At 73.9% G+C, this 19580-nt stretch carries 19 protein-coding genes; 9 read left to right on the top strand and 10 right to left on the bottom strand.

From position 1 onward, the window contains the following. Positions 1 to 130 precede the first annotated feature (130 nt). From BM142_RS06740 to BM142_RS06720, 5 genes are all read left to right on the top strand, one after another. Positions 131 to 2578: a GcvT family protein gene (locus tag BM142_RS06740; protein WP_092196190.1), complete on the top strand. Its 2448-nt coding sequence runs from the start codon at positions 131 to 133 to the stop codon at positions 2576 to 2578. Between the two features lie 2 nt (positions 2579 to 2580). Further along, on the top strand, positions 2581 to 3732 hold the full coding sequence (solA, locus tag BM142_RS06735; protein ID WP_092196189.1) for an N-methyl-L-tryptophan oxidase: 1152 nt from the start codon (positions 2581 to 2583) through the stop codon (positions 3730 to 3732). After that, positions 3729 to 4856 (top strand): aromatic ring-hydroxylating oxygenase subunit alpha, encoded by a 1128-nt coding sequence (locus BM142_RS06730; protein WP_092196011.1) that lies wholly within the window; start codon positions 3729 to 3731, stop codon positions 4854 to 4856. Before solA ends, BM142_RS06730 begins: the two co-directional genes overlap by 4 nt. An 82-nt stretch (positions 4857 to 4938) precedes the next feature. Then, a complete protein-coding gene (locus BM142_RS06725; RefSeq protein ID WP_092196010.1) occupies positions 4939 to 5526 on the top strand; it encodes a helix-turn-helix domain-containing protein in 588 nt (195 codons plus the stop codon). Next, a complete protein-coding gene (locus tag BM142_RS06720; RefSeq protein ID WP_092196009.1) occupies positions 5517 to 5978 on the top strand; it encodes a hypothetical protein in 462 nt (153 codons plus the stop codon). The genes BM142_RS06725 and BM142_RS06720 overlap by 10 nt, the downstream gene beginning before the upstream one ends. Positions 5979 to 6124: 146 nt before the next feature. Here BM142_RS06720 and BM142_RS06715 read toward each other — a convergent pair whose 3' ends face one another. The 4 genes from BM142_RS06715 to eat form a co-directional block, all read right to left on the bottom strand. Beyond that, entirely contained in the window at positions 6125 to 6748 is a 624-nt protein-coding gene (locus BM142_RS06715; protein WP_092196008.1) for an antibiotic biosynthesis monooxygenase, read from the bottom strand. Positions 6749 to 6859: 111 nt separating this feature from the next. Further along, positions 6860 to 7696, bottom strand: a complete 837-nt coding sequence (gene ppk2 / locus BM142_RS06710) for a polyphosphate kinase 2 (RefSeq protein ID WP_092196007.1) — start codon at positions 7694 to 7696, stop codon at positions 6860 to 6862. A 76-nt stretch (positions 7697 to 7772) separates the two neighbouring features. Further along, positions 7773 to 8486, bottom strand: coding sequence for a FadR/GntR family transcriptional regulator (locus BM142_RS06705; RefSeq protein WP_092196006.1), 714 nt, complete (start codon positions 8484 to 8486; stop codon positions 7773 to 7775). Between the two features lie 14 nt (positions 8487 to 8500). Then, positions 8501 to 9952, bottom strand: coding sequence for an ethanolamine permease (gene eat / locus BM142_RS06700; RefSeq protein ID WP_092196005.1), 1452 nt, complete (start codon positions 9950 to 9952; stop codon positions 8501 to 8503). A 233-nt stretch (positions 9953 to 10185) separates the two neighbouring features. Here eat and BM142_RS06695 point away from each other — a divergent pair, with 233 nt between their 5' ends. Genes BM142_RS06695 through BM142_RS06680 form a run of 4 tightly spaced genes read left to right on the top strand, consistent with a single transcriptional unit; the run spans position 10186 to position 14399 of the window. Then, positions 10186 to 11550, top strand: a complete 1365-nt coding sequence (locus tag BM142_RS06695; RefSeq protein ID WP_092196004.1) for a glutamine synthetase family protein — start codon at positions 10186 to 10188, stop codon at positions 11548 to 11550. Between the two features lie 19 nt (positions 11551 to 11569). After that, positions 11570 to 12271: a gamma-glutamyl-gamma-aminobutyrate hydrolase family protein gene (locus BM142_RS06690; RefSeq protein ID WP_217640616.1), complete on the top strand. Its 702-nt coding sequence runs from the start codon at positions 11570 to 11572 to the stop codon at positions 12269 to 12271. Then, positions 12268 to 13635 carry an aldehyde dehydrogenase family protein gene (locus BM142_RS06685; protein WP_092196002.1) on the top strand — a complete coding sequence of 456 codons (1368 nt, stop codon included), beginning with the start codon at positions 12268 to 12270 and terminating at the stop codon, positions 13633 to 13635. Before BM142_RS06690 ends, BM142_RS06685 begins: the two co-directional genes overlap by 4 nt. Further along, positions 13635 to 14399: a 3-oxoacyl-ACP reductase gene (locus BM142_RS06680; protein WP_092196001.1), complete on the top strand. Its 765-nt coding sequence runs from the start codon at positions 13635 to 13637 to the stop codon at positions 14397 to 14399. The genes BM142_RS06685 and BM142_RS06680 overlap by 1 nt, the downstream gene beginning before the upstream one ends. A gap of 49 nt (positions 14400 to 14448) precedes the next feature. Here BM142_RS06680 and BM142_RS06675 read toward each other — a convergent pair whose 3' ends face one another. The 6 genes from BM142_RS06675 to BM142_RS06650 all read right to left on the bottom strand — a co-directional run bounded on the left by BM142_RS06675 (position 14449) and on the right by BM142_RS06650 (position 19365). Beyond that, on the bottom strand, positions 14449 to 14832 hold the full coding sequence (locus BM142_RS06675; protein WP_092196000.1) for a type II toxin-antitoxin system VapC family toxin: 384 nt from the start codon (positions 14830 to 14832) through the stop codon (positions 14449 to 14451). Continuing rightward, the gene (locus tag BM142_RS06670) at positions 14829 to 15050 is read right to left on the bottom strand and encodes a FitA-like ribbon-helix-helix domain-containing protein (RefSeq protein WP_092195999.1); all 222 of its coding nucleotides are present in this window, start codon (positions 15048 to 15050) and stop codon (positions 14829 to 14831) included. Before BM142_RS06670 ends, BM142_RS06675 begins: the two co-directional genes overlap by 4 nt. Before the next feature lie 44 nt (positions 15051 to 15094). Next, the gene (locus BM142_RS06665; protein WP_092195998.1) at positions 15095 to 16444 is read right to left on the bottom strand and encodes an ABC1 kinase family protein; all 1350 of its coding nucleotides are present in this window, start codon (positions 16442 to 16444) and stop codon (positions 15095 to 15097) included. Between the two features lie 144 nt (positions 16445 to 16588). Then, positions 16589 to 16879 (bottom strand): Fe-S cluster assembly protein HesB, encoded by a 291-nt coding sequence (locus BM142_RS06660; protein WP_092195997.1) that lies wholly within the window; start codon positions 16877 to 16879, stop codon positions 16589 to 16591. 230 nt (positions 16880 to 17109) lie between these two features. Further along, positions 17110 to 18357, bottom strand: a complete 1248-nt coding sequence (locus tag BM142_RS06655; protein ID WP_092195996.1) for an MFS transporter — start codon at positions 18355 to 18357, stop codon at positions 17110 to 17112. 120 nt (positions 18358 to 18477) lie between these two features. Beyond that, entirely contained in the window at positions 18478 to 19365 is an 888-nt protein-coding gene (locus BM142_RS06650) for an alpha/beta fold hydrolase (protein WP_092195995.1), read from the bottom strand. Positions 19366 to 19580 lie beyond the last annotated feature (215 nt).

Genomic DNA, 19580 nt, shown 5'->3' with positions numbered 1-19580 from the left:
GGCTCGTCAACTCCAGGTGAGGACTCGCGCCGACGCGCCGTCCCCTCTTGACGGGACGCGGACGGCGTTCGCAGGCTGTTGCGCATCTCGCGAGCCGTTGCGGGTGTCGCAACAAGCGAAGGGCGTGGCCATGGACATGGCTCCCCGCAGGACGTCTCCCCGCCGGACGTCTCCCCGCGTGGTCGTCATCGGCGCCGGCATCGTCGGGTGCTCGCTGGCCGACGAGCTCACCGCACGCGGCTGGACCGACGTCACCGTGCTCGACCGGGGCCCGCTGTTCGCGGCCGGCGGGTCGAGCTCGCACGCACCGGGCCTGGTCTTCCAGACCAACCCGTCGAAGATGCTGGCCGAGTTCGCCCGCTACACGGTGGCGAAGCTCGGCGGCCTCGAGCTCGACGGCGAGCCGGTGTTCCGGCCGGTCGGCGGCCTGGAGGTGGCGACGACGCCGGAGCGCTGGGCCGACCTGGCCCGCCGGCACGGGCTGGCCACCTCCTGGGGGATCGGGGCCCGGCTGGTCGACCCCGGTGAGTGCGCCCGGCTGCACCCGCTGCTCGACCCGGCCGCCGTGCTGGGCGGGCTGCACGTGCCGAGCGACGGGCTCGCGCACGCGGTCCCGGCCGGGGAGGCGCAGGCGCGGCGGGCGATCGACCGGGGGGCCCGGTTCCTCGCCCGGCACCGGGTCACCGGCGTCGCGCAGGAGCACGGCCGGGTCAGCGGCGTGCACACCGACTCCGGCTTCGTGCCGGCCGACGTCGTCGTCTGCGCCGCCGGCTTCTGGGGCCCGGACGTCGGCGCGCTCGCCGGGCTGACCGTGCCGCTGCAGCCGCTGGCGCACCAGTACGCCACCACCGCGCCGGTGCCGGCGCTGGCCGGTGCCACCCGCGAGATCAGCGCGCCGATCCTGCGGCACCAGGACGCCGACCTGTACTACCGCGAGCACGGCGACCGGATCGGCATCGGCTCCTACGGCCACCGGCCGATGCCGGTCACCGCGGCCGAGACCGAGGCGCACGAGAACAGCTGCCTGCCGTTCACCCCGGACGACTTCGCCGACGCCTGGAAGCAGAGCCTCGCCCTGCTGCCCGGGCTCGCGGGGACCGAGGTCTCCGCCGGGATCAACGGGGTCTTCTCCTTCACCCCCGACGGGATGCCGCTGCTCGGCGAGCACCGCGACCTGCCCGGTTTCTGGGTCGCCGAGGCGGTGTGGGTGACCCACTCGGCCGGCGTGGCCAGGGTGCTGGCCGAGTGGCTGGTCGAGGGGCAGCCGCGCACCGACGTGCACGAGTGCGACCTGCACCGGTTCACCGACGTCCAGCTCTCCCCGGAGTACGTGGCCGGGCGGGGCGCGCAGCAGTTCGTCGAGGTCTACGACGTCGTCCACCCGCTGGACCCGCCCGCCGTCCTCCGCCCGCTGCGCACCAGCCCCTTCCACCCCCGGCAGCAGGAGCTCGGCGCCGTGTTCACCGAGGCCGGCGGCTGGGAGCGGCCGCTGTGGTTCGAGGCCAACGCGCCGCTGGCCGAGGGGCTCGACCTGCCCGAGCGTGACCCGTGGGCCGCACGCTGGTGGTCGCCGACCGTGGCCGCCGAGGCGCTGGCCACCCGGCGGCACGCGGCGCTGTACGACATCACCCCGCTGACCCGCATCGAGGTGACCGGTCCGGGGGCGCTCGGCCTCCTGCAGCGGCTGACCACCAACGACGTCGCGAAGCCGGCCGGGCGGGTCACCTACACGCTGCTGCTGGACGCCGCCGGGGGGATCCGCAGCGACCTGACCGTCGCCCGGCTGGGGGAGCAGCGGTTCCAGGTGGGGGCCAACGGCCCGCTCGACCTCGACTGGTTCCGGCAGCACGCCCCGGACGACGGGTCGGTGGAGCTGCGCGACACCACCGCGGGCACCTGCGGCCTCGGGCTGTGGGGGCCGCGGGCGCGCGACGTCCTGCAACCGCTGACGACGAGCGACGTCTCGCACGAGGCGTTCGGCTACTTCCGGGCCCGGGAGCTGTCCGTCGGCGGCGTGCCGGTGACCGCGCTGCGGGTGTCCTACGTCGGCGAGCTCGGCTGGGAGCTGTACACCGACGCGGCAGCCGGGCTGCGGCTGTGGGACCAGCTCCGGGACGCCGGGCAGCGGCACGGGCTGGTCGCCGGCGGCCGGCGGGCCTTCGACAGCCTGCGGCTGGAGAAGGGCTACCGCGCGTGGGGGGTGGACATGTCGACCGAGCACGACCCGGTCGAGGCGGGGCTGTCCTTCGCCGTCCGGCCCGGGAAGGGCGACTTCGTCGGGCGGGCCGCGCTGGAGCGGCGCCCGCACGACCGGCGGCTGGCCTGCCTCGTCCTCGACGACCCGGCGACGACGGTGCTGGGCCGCGAGCCGGTGCGGGTCGGCGGGACGCCGGTCGGCCACGTCACCAGCGCGGGCTTCGGCGCCACGGTCGGCCGGTCGATCGCCTACGCCTGGCTGCCGGCGTCGGTGGCGGGACCCGGCACCGCGGTGACCGTCGACTGGTTCGGGGAGCCGGTCGCCGCGACGGTGGCCGCCGAGCCGCTGGTCGACCCGTCCGGCGCGCGGATGCGGTGCTGACCATGGCCTACGACGTGATCGTGCTGGGGCTGGGCGGCATGGGCAGCGCGGCGGCCGCGGACCTGGCCGGCCGCGGGCAGCGGGTGCTCGGGCTCGAGCGGTTCGGCCCGGCGCACGACCAGGGGTCCAGCCACGGCGGCTCGCGGATCACCCGGCAGGCCTACTTCGAGGACCCCGCCTACGTGCCGCTGCTGCTGCGCGCCTACGAGCTGTGGGACAGGCTGTGCGCCGACTCCGGCGCCGACGTGCTGGTGCGCACCGGCGGGGTGTTCCTCGGCCGGCCCGACAGCCGCACCGTCGCCGGCAGCCTGCGGGCCGCGCGCGAGTGGGGGCTGGCGCACGAGCTGCTCGACGCCGCCGAGGTCCGCCGCCGGTTCCCGACGCTGAGCCCTGCCGACGACGAGGTGGGGCTGGTGGAGGCCGCCGCCGGGTTCGCCCGCCCGGAGGCGACCGTGGCCGCGCACCTGGACGTGGCCTTCTCGCGCGGCGCCGAGCTGCGCTTCCGCGAGCCGGCGCTGCAGTGGTCGGCGACCCCGGGCGGCGGGGTGCGGGTGCGGACGGCGGCGGGGGAGTACGAGGCCGGTGCGCTGGTGGTCAGCCCCGGCTCGTGGGCGCCGGAGGTGCTGGCCGACCTCGGCATCCCGCTGACCGTGGAGCGGCAGGTCATGTACTGGTTCCAGCCGACCGGCGGCACCGGGGACTGGACGCCGGACCGGCACCCCATCTACATCCACGAGGCGGCCGACGGCACCCAGGTCTACGGCTTCCCGGCGATCGACGGCCCGGACGGCGGGGCGAAGGTCGCCTTCTTCCGGCGGGGCGTCCCGTGCACGCCGGCCACGATCGACCGTGAGGTGCACCCGGAGGAGGTCGTGACCATCGCCGGGCATCTCGCCGGGATCCTGCCGACCCTGCCGGGGACGCTGCTGAAGGCCGCCACCTGCATGTACACCACGACGCCGGACGAGCACTTCGTGATCGCGGCGCACCCCGAGCACCCGCAGGTCACGGTGGCCTGCGGCTTCTCCGGGCACGGCTTCAAGTTCGTGCCGGTGGTCGGCGAGATCCTCGCCGACCTCGCCACTACGAGAACGACTGCGCACCCGATCTCCCTGTTCGACCCCCGTCGGCCCGCACTGGAGGCCACCCCATGACCGCGACCCTCCCCGCCCGTACCTCCAGCCTGATGTCGACCCTGCCCGGCCGGTACTACACCGACCCGGCGCTGTTCACCCGCGAGCAGGAGCGGGTGTTCGAGGGGATGTGGCAGTGCGTCGCGCGCACCGACGAGGTGACGACGCCCGGCAGCTTCCGGCGGGTGCTGGTCGGCCGGGAGAGCGTGCTGGTGGTGCGCGGGCGGGACGGCGCGCTGCGCGCCTTCCTCAACGTGTGCCGGCACCGGGGCGCGCAGCTGTGCACCGAGGAGTCGGGCCAGGTCAACCGGACGCTGCGCTGCCCGTACCACGCGTGGTCGTTCGGGCTCGATGGTGCGCTGGTCGCCGCCCCCAACCTGGCGCGGATGCCCGACGTCGACCGGGTGGCCAACGGGCTGGTGCCGGTGGCCCTGCGCGAATGGCTCGGCTACGCGTGGGTGTGCCTGGCCGACGACCCGCCGTCGTTCGCCGACGACGTCGTCGGCGCGGTGACCGAGCGGCTCGGCGACCCGGCGGCGATCGAGGAGTACGACGTCGGGCGGCTGGCCCTGGGCCGGCGGATCCGCTACGACGTGGCGGCCAACTGGAAGCTCGTCGTCGAGAACTTCATGGAGTGCTACCACTGCGCGACGATCCACCCCGAGCTGACCGACGTGCTGCCGGAGTTCAGCCGCGGGCACGCCGCGCAGTCCTACGTCGGGCACGGGGCGGAGTTCGCTCCCGCCGCGGAAGGATTCACCATCGACGGCGGCGCCGGCTTCCCCGCGCTGCCGGGGATCGACCCCGACCGCGACCGGCGCTACTACGCGGCCACCATCAAGCCGGCGGTCTTCCTCAACCTGGTGCCCGACCACGTGATCCTGCTGCGGATGACCCCGCTGGCCGTCGACCGCACCGTCGTCGAGTGCGACTGGCTGTACGCGCCGGACGTCGTCGCCGCCGGGCTGGACGTCTCCCGCTCGGTCGAGCTGTTCCACCGGGTCAACCAGCAGGACTTCGCCGCCTGCGAGCGCACCCAGCCGGGCATGAGCTCGCGGGCCTACGCGGCCGGCGGCGTGCTGGTGCCGGTCGAGCACCACCTCGCGCTGTTCCACGACTGGCTGCGCGGCCGGCTCGGGGAGTGATGACGGCCGGGCGGCATCGGGACGTGGCGTCGACCCTCGCCGACGTTGTGATTCCGTTTAATGGATAGGAATATCCAACTTTGTGAGAACAGCACCGCCTCTCGTCGCCCCCCTCTTCCGGTCGGACGGGCAGGCGCGGCTGCTGGCGGAGCTCTTCCTGTCCGCCGCGGACGAGCTCAATCTGAACGAGCTCGCCCAGCGGGCCGGGCTGGCCTACGGCACGGTGCACCGAGAGGTGCGGCGGCTGCTCGACGCCGGCCTGCTCAGTGAACGCCGGGTCGGTCAGGCCCGATTCGTCCGCCCCAATCCCGGCTCGCCGCTGACCCAGCCGGTCAGGGACCTGCTCCTGGTCTCCGCCGGTCCCGTTCCGTTGCTGGCCGCCGAGTTGAGTGACATCGCGGGTGTGGAGACGGCTTTCCTCTACGGCTCGTTCGCTGCCCGGATGCGAGGCGAGCACGGGACGTCGCCGAACGACATCGACCTCATGGTCGTGGGCATGCCCGACCTCATGGTGGTCTACGAGGCCTGCCGGCGGGTGGGTGACCAGGTCGGCCGCGAGATCAATCCGACGATCATGACGCCGGAGGAGCTGGGGGAACGCAGCGGCTTTCTCGCCCAGGTCCGGGACAGCCCCACCGTGCCCGTCATCGGTGACCTGCCGTGGCCGTGACTCCGCTGTCGACCGAGCAGCAGCGCAGCGTCGACGCTCTCGTGGGGGCGCGCCGGCTCGAGCGCGTCCCGGTCGACGAGCGCCGTTGTGTGGCGTTCCTGGAGCAGGCCGAGACGGCCCTTTCCGACCTGCCGAACGTCCGGCACGCGCAGAATCGGTACAACCTCGCCTACGACGCCGCGCACGACGTCGGTGAGGCCATGCTGGCGGCGTACGGCTACCGGACCCCGCACGGCGCTGGCCAGCACGACGCGCTCGGCCGGTTCCTGGCGGCCGTGTTCGACAACCCGCCGGAGAATGCCGCATCGCGGCACTACGACCGCATGCGGCGCGACCGGGAGCGGCAGCGCTACAACGCTCAGCCGATCACCATCGCGGCGGCCACCGCCGCCTCGGAAGCGGCCACGTCGCTCGTCCGAGCGGGCCGTGCTCGCGTGCACAGCGTTCTCTGACCGAACTGCCCGTCCGGGTCGCCCGGCTTCCGGACGGCGCCGGCCGGGAAAGCTCTGCCTGACGCGGCTCGGGGCCGGGCGGCGTCCTCCTCCGCCGGCGGTCGGGCTGCCGGCGGAGGAGGCGCGACCAGGCCGGCGCGGGACGGTCAGACGAGTTCGGGCACGCGGAGGTGGTGGAGGACCACCTCGAACTCGGCGACGTCGGTGACCTGCAGGCCCATCTGCTGGGCGAACTCGTCGCGCATCCTCGCGAGCTGGTCACGGGTGGCGTCCATGGCCGACCGGTCGGCGTAGACGGAGGTCAGCGAGCTCATGCCCGTCCGCCGGTCGACCATCAGGCTGAGGCTGCAGAAGCCGGGGACGTCGTCCATCCGGGGGACGATCGCGGTGCGGAAGGCGTCGATCACGCGGTCGGCCTGACCGGGGTCGGTGCGGCTCCAGGTCACGCGGGCGCAGGAGTCGTCGGTCGCGGGGTGCAGCCGGTGCACGGCGGCGATCTCCCACTCCTGCACCTGCGGGTCGGAGCCGCCGAACTGCTCCGTGGCGCGGGTGCGCATCTGCGTCACCCGGTCACGGGTCGCGGCCATCGCCTCCTCGGTCTCCCAGGCGGTCGTGACGATGCACCGGCCGGAGTCGCGGTCGACGAGCATCGACAGGCCGACGCAACCGTCCATGTCGGAGACGGCGGGCATCACGTTGTCGCGGACGTCGGCGATGCCGTCGTCCATGCGCGTCGGGTCGGCGGTGAGAGTGGTGGTACGGGCGTACATGACGCCCCCCTTCCGGGACTGGCGCGGCGCCCCTGCGGCGTCGCCGCGCAGGCCATGCTTCTCCGGTACGGGGAACTGTCAACGGGCGTCCGCGCCCCGCGGCCGGCCGGGTCAGGGGACGACGTCGGGCACGATGTTCTGGCTCTCCATGGGCGGGCGCACGTAGTCCCGGTCGATCGGCGGCCGGGGCGGCAGCCGCGGTGCCTCGGGGGTGAGGTCCTCGTAGGGCACCTGGGCGAGCAGATGGGTCATCACGTTGAGCCGGGCCCGCTTCTTGACCTCGGCCTCCACCACCCACCACGGGGCCTCCGGGATGTCGGTGGCGGCGAACATCGCGTCCTTGGCCCGGGAGAAGTCGACCCAGCGGTTGCGGGCCTCCAGGTCCATCGGGCTGAGCTTCCAGCGCTTGGTCGGGTCCTGGACGCGGGCCTGGAAGCGCTTCTCCTGCTCGGTGTCGCTGACCGAGAACCAGTACTTGATCACCTGGATACCGCTGCGGATGAGCATCCGCTCGAACTCCGGGGCGGAGCGGAGGAACTCCTCGACCTCGGCGTCGGTGGCGAAGCCCATGACCCGCTCGACGCCGGCGCGGTTGTACCAGGAGCGGTCGAACAGGACCATCTCGCCGGCCGCGGGCAGGTGGGCGACGTAGCGCTGGAAGTACCACTGGGTCTTCTCGCGCTCGGTCGGCGCGGGCAGCGCGACGACGTGGGCGGCACGCGGGTTGAGGGTCTCGGTGATCCGCTGGATGGCCCCGCCCTTGCCGGCGGCGTCGCGGCCCTCGAAGATCACGACCACCCGGAGACCCCGGGCGCGGATGTACTCCTGCTGCTTGACCAGCTCCACCTGCAGCCGGGCCAGCTCACCCTCGTAGTAGGCCCGGTCCACCTTGCGGGTCGTGGCCGGCGTCTCCTCGACGGAGCGGAAGGGCTGTTCGGCTACGGCCATGGGCCAGCATCGCCCGCGCCGGACGGCGGCGGCAAGACGGCGGTGCGCGCCGGTGGCACGCGGGTCGGGCCCGCGGTCAGGTCAGGAAGCCCCGCAGCAGTGCCGCGGTGCCGGCCAGGTGATCGGTCATGGCCTTCCGCGCGCCGGCCGGGTCGCCGGCGAGGATCGCGGTGACTATCGCGGCGTGCTGGCGGTCGGAGTGCTCGATGTTGGGCGCCAGCAGCGGGATCGCGTCGAGCAGCTCGTTGACCCGGGAGCGGACGTCGACGACCGCCGTCGTCAGGGAGGGCGAGCCGGCCACCTCGGCGACGGCCAGGTGCAGCCGCGAGTCCAGGCGCCGGTAGTCCGGCGCGCCGGAGCCGGTGCACCCGGCCAGCCGGGCGGAGAGGTGCTCGCGGTCGGCGCGGGTCAGCGACCGGGCCGCGGCCGCCTCCGCCGCGCCCGACTCGAGCACCTGCCGGAACGCCAGGACGTCGTCGATCCCCGCCGCGGAACGGCCGCCGGGGGTGGGCCCGGCCCCGGGAGGAGGGGTGGCGACGACGAACGTGCCGCCGTACCGGCCGCGCCGGGACTCCAGGTACCCGGCGGTCTGCAGCGTGGCCAGCGCCTCGCGCAGCGTCGCCCGGCTCACCCCGAGGCGGGCGGCGAGCTCGCGTCCCGGGGGCAACCGCCCGCCGGGGGCGACGACGCCGAGCCGCAGCGTGGACAGCAGCCGTTCGACGGTCTCCTCGAAGGCGTTGCCGCCGCGGATCGGCCGGAACAGCGCCTCGTCGGCGCCGCGCAGCGTCATCGGTCCGCGCGGCGTCAGTCGCCGGCGAGCTCGGCCTCCGCCCGGCTGACGGCCTCGAACTCCTCCTCGGGGGCGTTGGCGACCAGGCGGTGCCGGCTGTAGAACCAGAAGTAGACGAGCGCCGCGACGAAGATGGCCGCGGTGATGCCGGCGGCCTTGACGTCGACGAAGAAGGTGGCCACGACGGCGGCCAGGGCGAGCACCAGTGCGACGCCCGTCGTCGCGACGCCGCCGGGTGTCCGGTACGGCCGGTGCAGGTCGGGCTCGCGCTTGCGCAGCACGATGTGCGCCAGCGTCATGAGCACGTAGGACACCGTCGCGCCGAACACCGCGATGTTGATCAGCAGGGCGCCGTCCTGGGTGATCGCGGCGAGCAGGAAGCCGATGGAGCCCGGCACGATCAGGGCCAGGTACGGCGTCCGGCGGGCGCCGGTGCGCGACAGCCAGCGCGGCAGGTAGCCGGCCCGCGAGAGCGCGAACAGCTGCCGCGAGTAGGCGAAGACGATGGAGAAGAAGCTCGCCACCAGCCCGGCCAGGCCGGCGTAGTTGACGAAGTCGGCCATCCAGGTGTTGCCGTCGTAGGCCGCCCGGAGGGCTTCGGGGAGCGGGTTGTCGGACTCGGCGATGGCAGAGGAGCCGGCGCCACCGGGTGCGGTGACCAGCATGAGGGCCGCGAAGACGAGCAGCACCATCATCGCGGCGATGATCCCGCGGGGCATGTCCCGCTTCGGGTCGCGCGACTCCTCGGCGGCGAGCGGCACGCCCTCGACCGCCAGGAAGAACCAGATGCCGTAGACGAAAGCGGCGATGATGCCGGCGAAGCCGAACGGCAGGAAGTCGCTGGCGCCCGCGGCGGCGGTGGGCTCGATGTCGAAGAGGTTCGACGCGTCGAACTGCGGGATCATCGCGACGACGAACACGGCCAGCGCGACGACGGCGATGGCGGTGATGCCGAACATGAGCTTCAGCGCCTCGCCGACGCCGTACAGGTGGATGCCGACGAAGATCGCGTAGCAGGCCAGGTAGACCGGCCAGCCGCTGGTCAGCCCGAACAGGCCGAGCGCCTCGACGTAGCCGCCGATGAACACCACGATCGCCGCCGGGGCGATGACGTACTCGATGAGGATCGCCGTGCCGGTGGCGAAGCCGGCCAGCGGGCCCATCGCCCGGCGGGCGAAGCCGTAGCCGGCGCCGGCGACCGGCAGCGCCGCGGCGAGCTCGGCGAGGCCGAAGACCATCGCGGTGTACATGATCGCCATCAGCACGGTGGCGATCAGCAGGCCGCCCCAGCCGCCCTCGGCGAGGCCGAAGTTCCAGCCGGCGAAGTCACCGGAGATGACGTAGGCGACCCCGAGCCCGGCGAGCAGCACCCAGCCGGCGGCGCCCGACTTGAGCTGGCGCTGGTGCAGGTAGTCGGCACCCATCTGCTCGTAGTCGGCACCGTGGACGTGTCGGCGATCGGCCATGGGCTCTCCCGGCTGTGGGCCCGCCGGCGGCGGGCAATGGGGCTCGAGGTGGACCTTTGGAGCAGATGCGTGGCCGGAAGCGTGGTGGCCGGCCGGTGCGCTGTCAAGGGTCGGTGCGACCGGCGTTGACGGGGCACCCGCGCGGGCTGTTCGATGCACTCCTATTGGGCTTCGACTGGCCCGTTGCAGGGTGCGCCCGTCCCCAGGGACGGCGACCCGCCCGAGGAGGCGACGTGGATCGACCCCCGGCACCGCTGTCCGTCGACGAGCTGCGCAGGCTCGTCGAGCACGGCGACGTCGACACCGTGCTCGTGGCCATGACCGACATGCAGGGGCGGCTGCAGGGCAAGCGCTGCGGGGCGCGGTACTTCCTGGAGGAGGTGCTCGCGCACGGCGCCGAGGCGTGCAACTACCTGCTCGCCGTCGACGTCGAGATGAACACGGTCGAGGGCTACGCCATGACCTCCTGGGAGACCGGCTACGGCGACTTCGCGCTGCGCCCGGACCTCGGCACGCTGCGGATGGTCCCCTGGCACCCCGGGACGGCGCTGGTGCTGTGCGACGTCCTGTGGCTCGACGAGCGGCCGGTCGGGCCCTCGCCCCGGCAGGTGCTGCGGACGCAGCTGGACCGGCTGGCCGAGCGCGGGCTGTCCGCCCACGTCGGCACGGAGCTGGAGTTCTTCGCCTTCGCCACGTCCTACGAGGAGGCGTGGCGCCGCGGCTACCGCGACCTGGAGCCGGCGAACCAGTACAACGTCGACTACTCGCTGATCGGCACCGGCCGGCTCGACCCGCTGCTGCGCGGCATCGCCCGGGGGATGACCGGCGCCGGGCTCTACGTCGAGTCGGTCAAGGGGGAGTGCAACCTCGGCCAGCACGAGATCGCCTTCCGCTACGCCGACGCCCTCTCCACCTGCGACAACCACGTCGTCTACAAGACCGGCGCCAAGGAGATCGCGGCGCAGCAGGGCATGAGCCTGAGCTTCATGGCCAAGTTCGACGCGCGGGAGGGCAACTCCTGCCACATCCACCTGAGCCTGCGCGGCGAGGACGACCGCTCGGCGATGGCGGGGGACGGCCCGCACGGGTTCAGCCCGCTGATGGAGCACTTCCTGGCCGGGCAGCTGGCCTGCCTGCCGGAGCTGACCGCGCTCCTCGCGCCGAACATCAACTCCTACAAGCGGTTCGCCGAGGGCAGCTTCGCGCCTACTGCGGTGGCCTGGGGCGTGGACAACCGGACCTGCTCGCTGCGGGTGGTCGGGCACGGCGAGTCGCTGCGGTTCGAGAACCGGCTGCCCGGCGGCGACGTCAACCCCTACCTCGCCGTGGCCGCGCTGATCGTGGCCGGGCTGCACGGGCTGGAGAACGAGCTGCCGCTGGAGGATCCGCTCACCGGCAACGCGTACACCTCGGACAAGCCGCGGGTGCCCACGACGCTGCGCGACGCGGCCGACCTGCTCGAGGGCAGCGAGGTGGCCCGGAAGGCGTTCGGCCCGGAGGTCGTGGACCACTACGTCAACGCCGCGCGGGTCGAGGTCACCGCCTTCGACGCCGCCGTCACCGACTGGGAGCGGGTGCGTGGCTTCGAACGGCTCTGACCGCCGTCCCCGGATCGGGGTGACGACCTACCTCATGCCCGCCCGGCACGGGGTGTGGGACCACGAGGCGGCGCTGATCCCGCGGGACTACCTCGACGTCGTCGTCCGGGCCGGGGGGACGCCGCTGCTGCTGCCCCCGCTGCCGGAGGTGGACCCCGGCGTGCTGGACGTGCTCGACGGGCTCGTGCTCAGCGGCGGCGGGGACGTCGACCCGGCGCGGTACGGCGCGCAGCCGCACCCGCGGACGGGCGGGACCTCCGCCGTCCGGGACGCGGCCGAGGAGACGCTGCTGCACGCAGCGCTGGCCGCCGACGTCCCGGTGCTCGGGGTGTGCCGCGGCATGCAGGTGCTCAACGTGGCCCTGGGCGGCACGCTGGCGCAGCACCTGCCGGAGGTGGTCGGGCACGAGGGGCACCGGCCGGCGCCGGCGACGTTCGGGCGCACCCGGGTGCGGCTCGACGCGGACAGCCTGCTGGGCGGGCTGCTGGGGGACGAGGTCGAGGTGGAGTGCTACCACCACCAGGCGGTCGGCGAGCTGGCACCGGACCTGGTTCCGGTCGGCCACGCCGAGGACGGCACAGTGGAGGCGGTGGAGCTGCGCGGGCCGCGGTTCGCCGTCGGGGTGCAGTGGCATCCCGAGCAGACGGCGGACGACCTGCGGCTGTTCCGCAGTCTGGTCGACGCCGCTTCGGCGGACATCCGTATCGAGGGGAACGCGTGACGAGCACGATCCAGCTGGTCAACCCGGCCGACGAGCAGGCCCTGCAGGAGGTGGTGCTGACGTCGGCGTCCGATGCCGACCGCGCGATCGAGCGCGCGGCCGCCGCTTCGGCCTCCTGGCGGCGGGTGGCACCCGCCGACCGGGCCCGGCTGCTGCGCCGCTTCGCGGCCGCGGTGGACGCCGACGTCGAGCACCTCGCGTCGCTGGAGGTGCGCAACAGCGGGCACCCGGTCGGTGCGGCGCGGTGGGAGGCCGGGCACGTGCGCGACGTGCTCGAGTACTACGCCGCCGCACCCGAGCGGCTGTTCGGCCGGCAGATCCCGGTGGCCGGCGGCGTGGACATCACCTTCTCCGAGCCGCTGGGCGTCGTGGGCGTGATCGCGCCGTGGAACTTCCCGATGCCGATCGCGGTGTGGGGCTTCGCGCCGGCGCTGGCCGCGGGCAACTGTGTGCTGCTGAAGCCGGCCGAGATGACGCCGCTGACCGCGCTGCGGCTCGGCGAGCTGGCCCGCGAGGCGGGCCTGCCCGACGACGTGTTCCAGGTGCTGCCGGGCAAGGGCTCGGTGGTGGGGCAGCGGTTCGTCGACCACCCGCTGGTGCGCAAGGTGACCTTCACCGGGTCGACGGCGGTGGGCAAGCAGGTGATGGCCGGCTGCGCCCAGCAGGTGAAGCGGGTGACCCTGGAGCTCGGCGGCAAGAGCGCCAACATCGTGTTCGCCGACGCCGACCTGGAGAAGGCGGCGGCCAGCGCGCCCGGCGGGGTGTTCGACAACGCGGGGCAGGACTGCTGCGCGCGGTCGCGGATCCTGGTGCAGCGGTCGGTGTTCGACCGGTTCCTGGAGCTGATGGAGCCGGCGGTGACCGGGCTGCGGGTGGGCGACCCGGCCGATCCGGTGACGGAGATGGGCCCGCTGATCTCGGCGTCGCACCGCGACAAGGTCGCGTCCTACGTGCCCGACGACGCGCGGGTGGCCTACCGGGGGAGCGCGCCGTCCGGCCCGGGGTTCTGGTTCCCGCCGACGGTGCTCACCCCTGATGCCGGTGACCCGGTGCTGCGGGAGGAGGTGTTCGGCCCGGTGGTCGCCGTCGTCCCCTTCGACGACGAGGACGACGCCGTGCGGATCGCCAACGACTCCGAGTACGGGCTGTCGGGCTCGATCTGGACGCGCGACGTCGGCCGGGCCTTCCGGGTCTCGCGCGGGGTGGAGGCCGGGAACCTGTCGGTCAACTCGCACTCGTCGGTGCGCTACGCGACGCCGTTCGGCGGCTTCAAGCAGTCGGGGCTGGGCCGCGAGCTGGGCCCGGACGCGCTGGCCGCGTTCACCGACACCAAGAACGTCTTTCTCAGCACGGAGGAGTCCTGATGGAGCGTCTGGCAGGCCGGGTCGCGGTGATCACCGGAGGGGGGAGCGGGATCGGGCTGGCGTCGGTGCGCCGGCTCGCGTCCGAGGGGGCGCGGGTGGTGGTGGCCGACGTCGACGAGGCGGCCGGCGCCGCCGCGGCGAAGGAGGTCGACGGCCTGTTCGTGCGCACCGACGTGACCAGCGAGTCGGACGTCACGGCGCTGTTCGCCGCGGCGCACGACACCTACGGCTCGGTGGACGTGGCGTTCAACAACGCCGGCATCTCCCCGCCGGACGACGACTCGATCCTGGAGACCGGGCTGGACGCCTGGTGGCGGGTGCAGCAGGTGAACCTGACGTCGGTGTTCCTGTGCTGCAAGGCGGCGATCCCGTACATGCAGCGCCAGGGCAAGGGGTCGATCATCAACACCGCGTCGTTCGTGGCGGTCATGGGCGCGGCGACGTCGCAGATCTCCTACAGCGCCTCCAAGGGCGGGGTGCTGTCGATGAGCCGGGAGCTGGGCGTGCAGTTCGCCCGCGAGGGCATCCGGGTCAACGCGCTGTGCCCGGGACCGGTGAACACCCCGCTGCTGCAGGAGCTGTTCGCCTCCGACCCGGCCCGGGCGGCGCGCCGGCTGGTGCACGTGCCGCTGGGCCGCTTCGCCGAGCCGGAGGAGATCGCCGCCGCGGTCGCCTTCCTGGCCAGCGACGACTCGTCGTTCATGACCGCGTCGACGTTCCTGGTGGACGGCGGGATCTCCGGGGCCTACGTCACGCCCGAGTAGTCGGCCGACCGTCGTCGCAGCCGGCACTGGTCGAGGCCCTGCGGTGCGGTCAGCGGGGGACGACGGTGACCGGGCAGCGGAGGTCGGGAGCGCGACCGAGCCGCGCGTCCGCGGTCAGCAGACTGCCGCCGAGCGCCTCGGCGAGGGCGAGGTAGGAGGCGTCGTAGGCGGACACGTTCTCCCGCAGCTGCCAGACCCGGTCGAGCAGGCCGGCGACGGGGTGACGGACGACGCCGAGCCGACGCCAGGCGTCCAGGGCCACCCACCCGTCGTCCGCGCCGATTTCCCGGCGCAGCACCAGGCGCCGGAGAGCCTGGGCGACCTCGGAATCGATCAGGTGCGGTGCGTGCACCGCCTCGCCGGAGACCGCTGTTCGGGCCTGGCCGGCGTTCAGCAGCGCGGCGACGGCGGCTGACGCGTCGACGACGATCACCGCGTGGCGCGGTCGGCGTCCAGGGCCTCCACGATGGTCGAGGTGGGGATGCCGAGATCGGGCAGCTCGGCGAGCAGTCGGGGGTTGTCGGCGCGCCGGGACGCCTCGGTCAGCTCGCGGAGGGCCAGCGCGCTCACCGACATGCCGTGGCGCTCCGCGAGGCTCTCGAGGCGCGCGACGACGTCGTCGGGCACGTTGCGCAGGTACAGCGTCCGCATGCCCAAATGCTAGCAGTCTGCTTGCACAATGCGACGCATTGGTGTCAGTCCCGTCGGCGTCCGGCTGGATCGTCGTAGCCCGGCAGCCATCGGCGGGCCTCGGCGTCCACCGCCACCGTGGCGCCGAGCGAGCACAGCACGCCGGCCAGCCCCGACGCGACGCGCTGCAGCAGCAGGTGCCGGGGCGGGATGGTCAGCCGGCGCTCGGTGCGGGCGGTGCTGCTGAGCGGGTCGGACGCACGGCGGGTCTGCTCCTGCAGCCAGCTGCGGGTGAACCGGTGCTCGGGCGTGCGCAGCGGCTCCAGGTAGGGGCCGAGCAGGGCCAGCAGGGCCGGCGGGTCGACCTTGTCGGGATGCAGCAGGCCGGCCGATGCCGCGATGCGGTGCAGCGCCCCCGCGTCGCCGTCCCGGCCGGCGGCCAGCAGCGGTCCGAGCCGTGCGGGCCAGCCGGTCGGCAGGGGCTCGGTGGCGCCGAAGTCGAGGACGCCGAGCCGCCCGTCGGGGAGCAGCCGGAAGTTTCCGGGGTGCGGATCGCCGTGCAGCCGTCGGGCGCGGACGGGGGCGGAGAGCAGCAGGCGCACCAGCAGCAGCCCGGCGCGGTCCCGGTCGGGTCGGGTGCCCGAGGCGATGACCTGCGACAGCGGGGTGCCGTCGAGCCAGCGGGTGACCAGCACGACGCCCTCGGCTGCGAGCACGTCGGGGACGGTGATGTCCGGGTCGTCGCGGTACGCGTCGGCGAACGCGGTCTGGGCCTCGGCCTCGCGCGCGTAGTCGAGCTCCTCCACCAGGCGGGTGCGGAGTTCGGCGATCAGCTCCCGGCCGTCGAGCCCGGGCATCGCGGCGGAGATGATCGGGGCCAGCGGCTGCAGCATGCGCAGGTCGGTGAGCAGCGCATCGGCGGCGCCCGGGTACTGGACCTTCACCGCGACCGGGGTGCCGTCGGACCAGGTGGCGCGGTGCACCTGGCCGATGCTGGCCGCGGCGACGTGCCGGTCGTCGAAGTCGCGCAGGTGCCGCGTCCAGCCGCCGGGGAAGGCACGGTCGAGCTGGGTGTGCACCATCGCCGCCGGCATGGGCGGGGCCGCCTCCTGCAGCCGGACCAGCGCCTCGCGGTAGGGCTCGACCAGGTTGTCGGGCAGCGCTGCCTCCATCGCCGACAGCGCCTGGCCCACCTTCATGGCGCCGCCCTTGAGCTGGCCGAGGGTGGCGAACAGCTGGGCGGCGGTGCGCTGCTGCACCTGCGCGGTGACGGCCTCGGCGGGCCGGCCGCCGATCCGCTTGCCGTGCCCGACGGCGGTGCGGCCGGCGTGCGCCGCCGGGAGCGCGGCCAGCCGGGCCGCCCGTGCCAGGCGGCCCCGTGCCGGCCGGGCGCCCTCCGGGGAGTCGGTGTCCACGGGCGCAACGTAGCGCCGGGAGTCGGGTCGATCGACGACCCGATGTCGCCGGCTGCCCCACCGGGGCCGGCGTGCTGCCGTGGCACGGCGACGGCCGGCGCCCCGCAGTGGGGACGCCGGCCGTCGGTTCGTGCGGGGGAGCGGTCAGGCGGTCGGCGCCTCGCCGATGCCGAACTGCACGCGGCCCTGCTCGTCGGAGCCGGCGGCGAGCACCTTGTCGTCGAGCAGCTGCGCGGCCTGCTGGTCGAGGAACACGCGCGCACCGGCGGCGTCGACGACGGTGTCGTCCTCGGCCGGGACGGCGGCGAGGCTGAGCGCGAGGGCCTGCTGCTCGGCGTCCTTGGCGATGCGCAGGCCGCCGGCCTCGGTGGGGACCTCGGAGGCCTCGACGATGGCGCGGACGGCGGTGGCGGCGTCGGGAGTGATGGTCAGCATTGGTGCAGTCCTCTCGTTCGGGTACGCCGCAACCTGCTGTGGTCTGCGTTCGGGAGGTTGCGGCGGATGTCTGGACGGCCCGCCCGGGCGCCGCTGAGCGGTCGGCCGGTCCGGCGTGCAGCCGGTGGCGGGGACGTGATGCCTGCAGCTCCCACGGTTCCTGCGCCGGTCCGATCCGTCAAACAGAGGTCACGATCGGGTAACGCTGCGGGTTGGTCGCCGGCACCGGTTCAGGCGTCGACGAGGTCCCTGACCGGCTCGGCCGGCCGCGGGGCCGGGGCCCGGTGGGCGAGGCCGGCGGCGACGACGAGCGCCGCGGCGAGAGCGGGGAGAGCCAGCGCCGTCTCCGGGCCCAGGAGGTCGACGAGCGCGCCGGTGACGGCGGAGGCGACCGCCTGGCCGACGACGACGGCGGAGCCGAGCATCGTCATGGTGGTGGCCGAGCGGCCGGCCGGGCTGAGTGCGGCGGCGAGGCTGTAGAGCGCGACGAGGGTCGGGCCGATGCCGAATCCGAGGATGCCGAGGGCGACGAGCAGGCCGGTCTCCGAGCGGGCCGTGGCGTAGCCGATGGCTGCGGCTAGGAGCAGGCCGCCGAACACGAGCCAGCGGGCCCTCGGGGGGAACCGTGCGGGGAGGGCCGCCGAGCCGAGGGCCAGTGCGGCGGAGCCGATGCCCATGACGCCGTAGAGGAGGCCGGCGCGGTCGCCGTCCCCGGTGGCGGCGAGGAAGCCGGTGAGGCTGGTGAGGGTGGCGCCGAAGAAGAGGCCGACGCCGAGGGTGCCGGCGACGACGGTGATCAGCGGCCAGCTCGCGAGCTCGCGGGCGGGGGCCTGGTTGCCGCGCTGCCCGGCCGTGCCGGGCTGCAGCCGGCCGGTCGGGTGCAGGGCGAAGGCGGTGACGAAGACGAAGGTGAGCGCGGCGGCACCGACCATGGCGACCCAGGGGGCGATGGCGGTGGCGAGCAGCCCGACGAGGAACGGGCCGACGATGAAGACCATCTCGTCGGCGGCGGACTCGTAGGCCATGGTGCCGTTGAGCAGCGTCTCCCGGCGGTCGGGCTGGATCTTGTTCTTGATGATCGCGACCAGGCGGGTGCGGGAGAGCGGGGCGACCTGCGGCGCGCTGGCGCCGATGAGCACCGACAGTGCGAGGACGGCGAGGTCGGGAGCGGAGCTTCCGACGACGAGCACGAAGGCGCCGAGCAGGACCGCGTTGAGCAGGCCGAGCGGGACGAGGACCCGGCGCTGGCCGAGCCGGTCGGCGGCGGCGCCCAGCAGCGGGCCGGCGAGCGCGGTGCCGATGCCGGCGACGGCGGCGTTGAGCCCGCCGAGGGCCACCGAGTCGCGCTCGGCGACGACCAGGGTGAGCACCCCGACGACCATCATCGCGAACGGCAGCCGCGCGACGAAGGCGATCGGGAAGTAGGAGAAACCGGCGGACCGGACGAGCGGGGACTCGGTGAGTCGGGAGAGCGTCATGACCTCGGGGGATGGACGGGCGTGCCGCCTTGATCCGCCGGGCGAGGCCGACAGCAGGTAGTTACACGTTCTGGACGCCGTCGAGTCTAACGCGGCCGCCTGGGTGCCGGCGGCCGTGCGCTACCTCCAGCGGGTGATGAACTTGACCGCGGCGGCATCGACCTCGGCCGGGTGCGTCGCGCTGAGGAAGTGGTGGCCCCCCTCGACGACGCGGAGCTCGGCGTCCGCGCTGTTGACGAACAGCTCGATCTCGGCCTCGGCGTTCGGCACCGAGTAGACGCGGTCGGCCGTGCCGTGCATCCACAGGACCGGGCACCGCACGCTGTCCAGCCGACCGTGCAGGCCGTCCCGGTCGCGCAGGTTGATGCTGGCGATCCGGAGCCGCTCACGGCCGTCGTCGCCGGCGTAGTTCTGCTGGTGGGTCTCGTGCCAGAACGTGCGCTCCTCGGCCGGCACGTCCTCGCCGAAGCCCTCCGGCAGGACGGCGTCGACGAGCTCGAGCGGGATGACCCAGTCGTCGCCGACGGGGGTGGCGAGGGCGTCGATGGCCGGCGTGCAGAACTCGAGGCCGTTCCAGCACCCCAGCTCGCGACTGCGCTGGCTCTCGAAGTCCATCGAGGTCCCCAGCGGGATGATGCCCGTGACGGCATCGGGGGCGAGCATGGCCATGCGCGCCGCGATCCATCCTCCCTGCGAGGTGCCGAGGACGAACGCCTGCGGGATACCGAGTGCGTCGAGCACCTGCAGGCCCGCGATGGCGGAGTCCCAGTAGGTGAACTGCCCATAGGTGGCGCGGGTCCGGCCATGGCCGTAGGGCTCGACGGCGAGCAGGTTGGCCGTGGCGGAGAGCTTCTCGTCGGCGAACTGGGGCCGGTACAGCTCGGCGGAGGTGCTGAAGGAGTTGACCATCACCAGCGTCGGGAGCGACGAGTCGTAGGCCTTCCCGAACCGGTAGCCGATGGTGGAACCACCGAGGTGGAGAATCTGGACGGTGTCCGTGGTGGTCATGGTTTCCCTCGTCGTCATCGACCGGCGGGCGGCAGGTCGCTCGACGACCTGCTCGGTCCGGCCATCGTGGCGGCGGGCACTCCGCCGGTCAATCGGTGGCCGGACTCCTCCGTCCGGGTGGACCAGGCTGCGTGGGTGCCCCAGCGCCCCGGTTCGTGTCGGAGGCGTCCGCTATCCACGTGGCAGCAGGTGCGTACGGCAGGCTGCCGGGCGAC

Source organism: Blastococcus tunisiensis, from assembly GCF_900112815.1.
GTDB classification, from domain to species: domain Bacteria; phylum Actinomycetota; class Actinomycetes; order Mycobacteriales; family Geodermatophilaceae; genus Blastococcus_B; species Blastococcus_B tunisiensis.
Note: the sequence above shows the minus strand (reverse complement) of the source record. Positions and strands in the feature narration are given on the sequence as shown.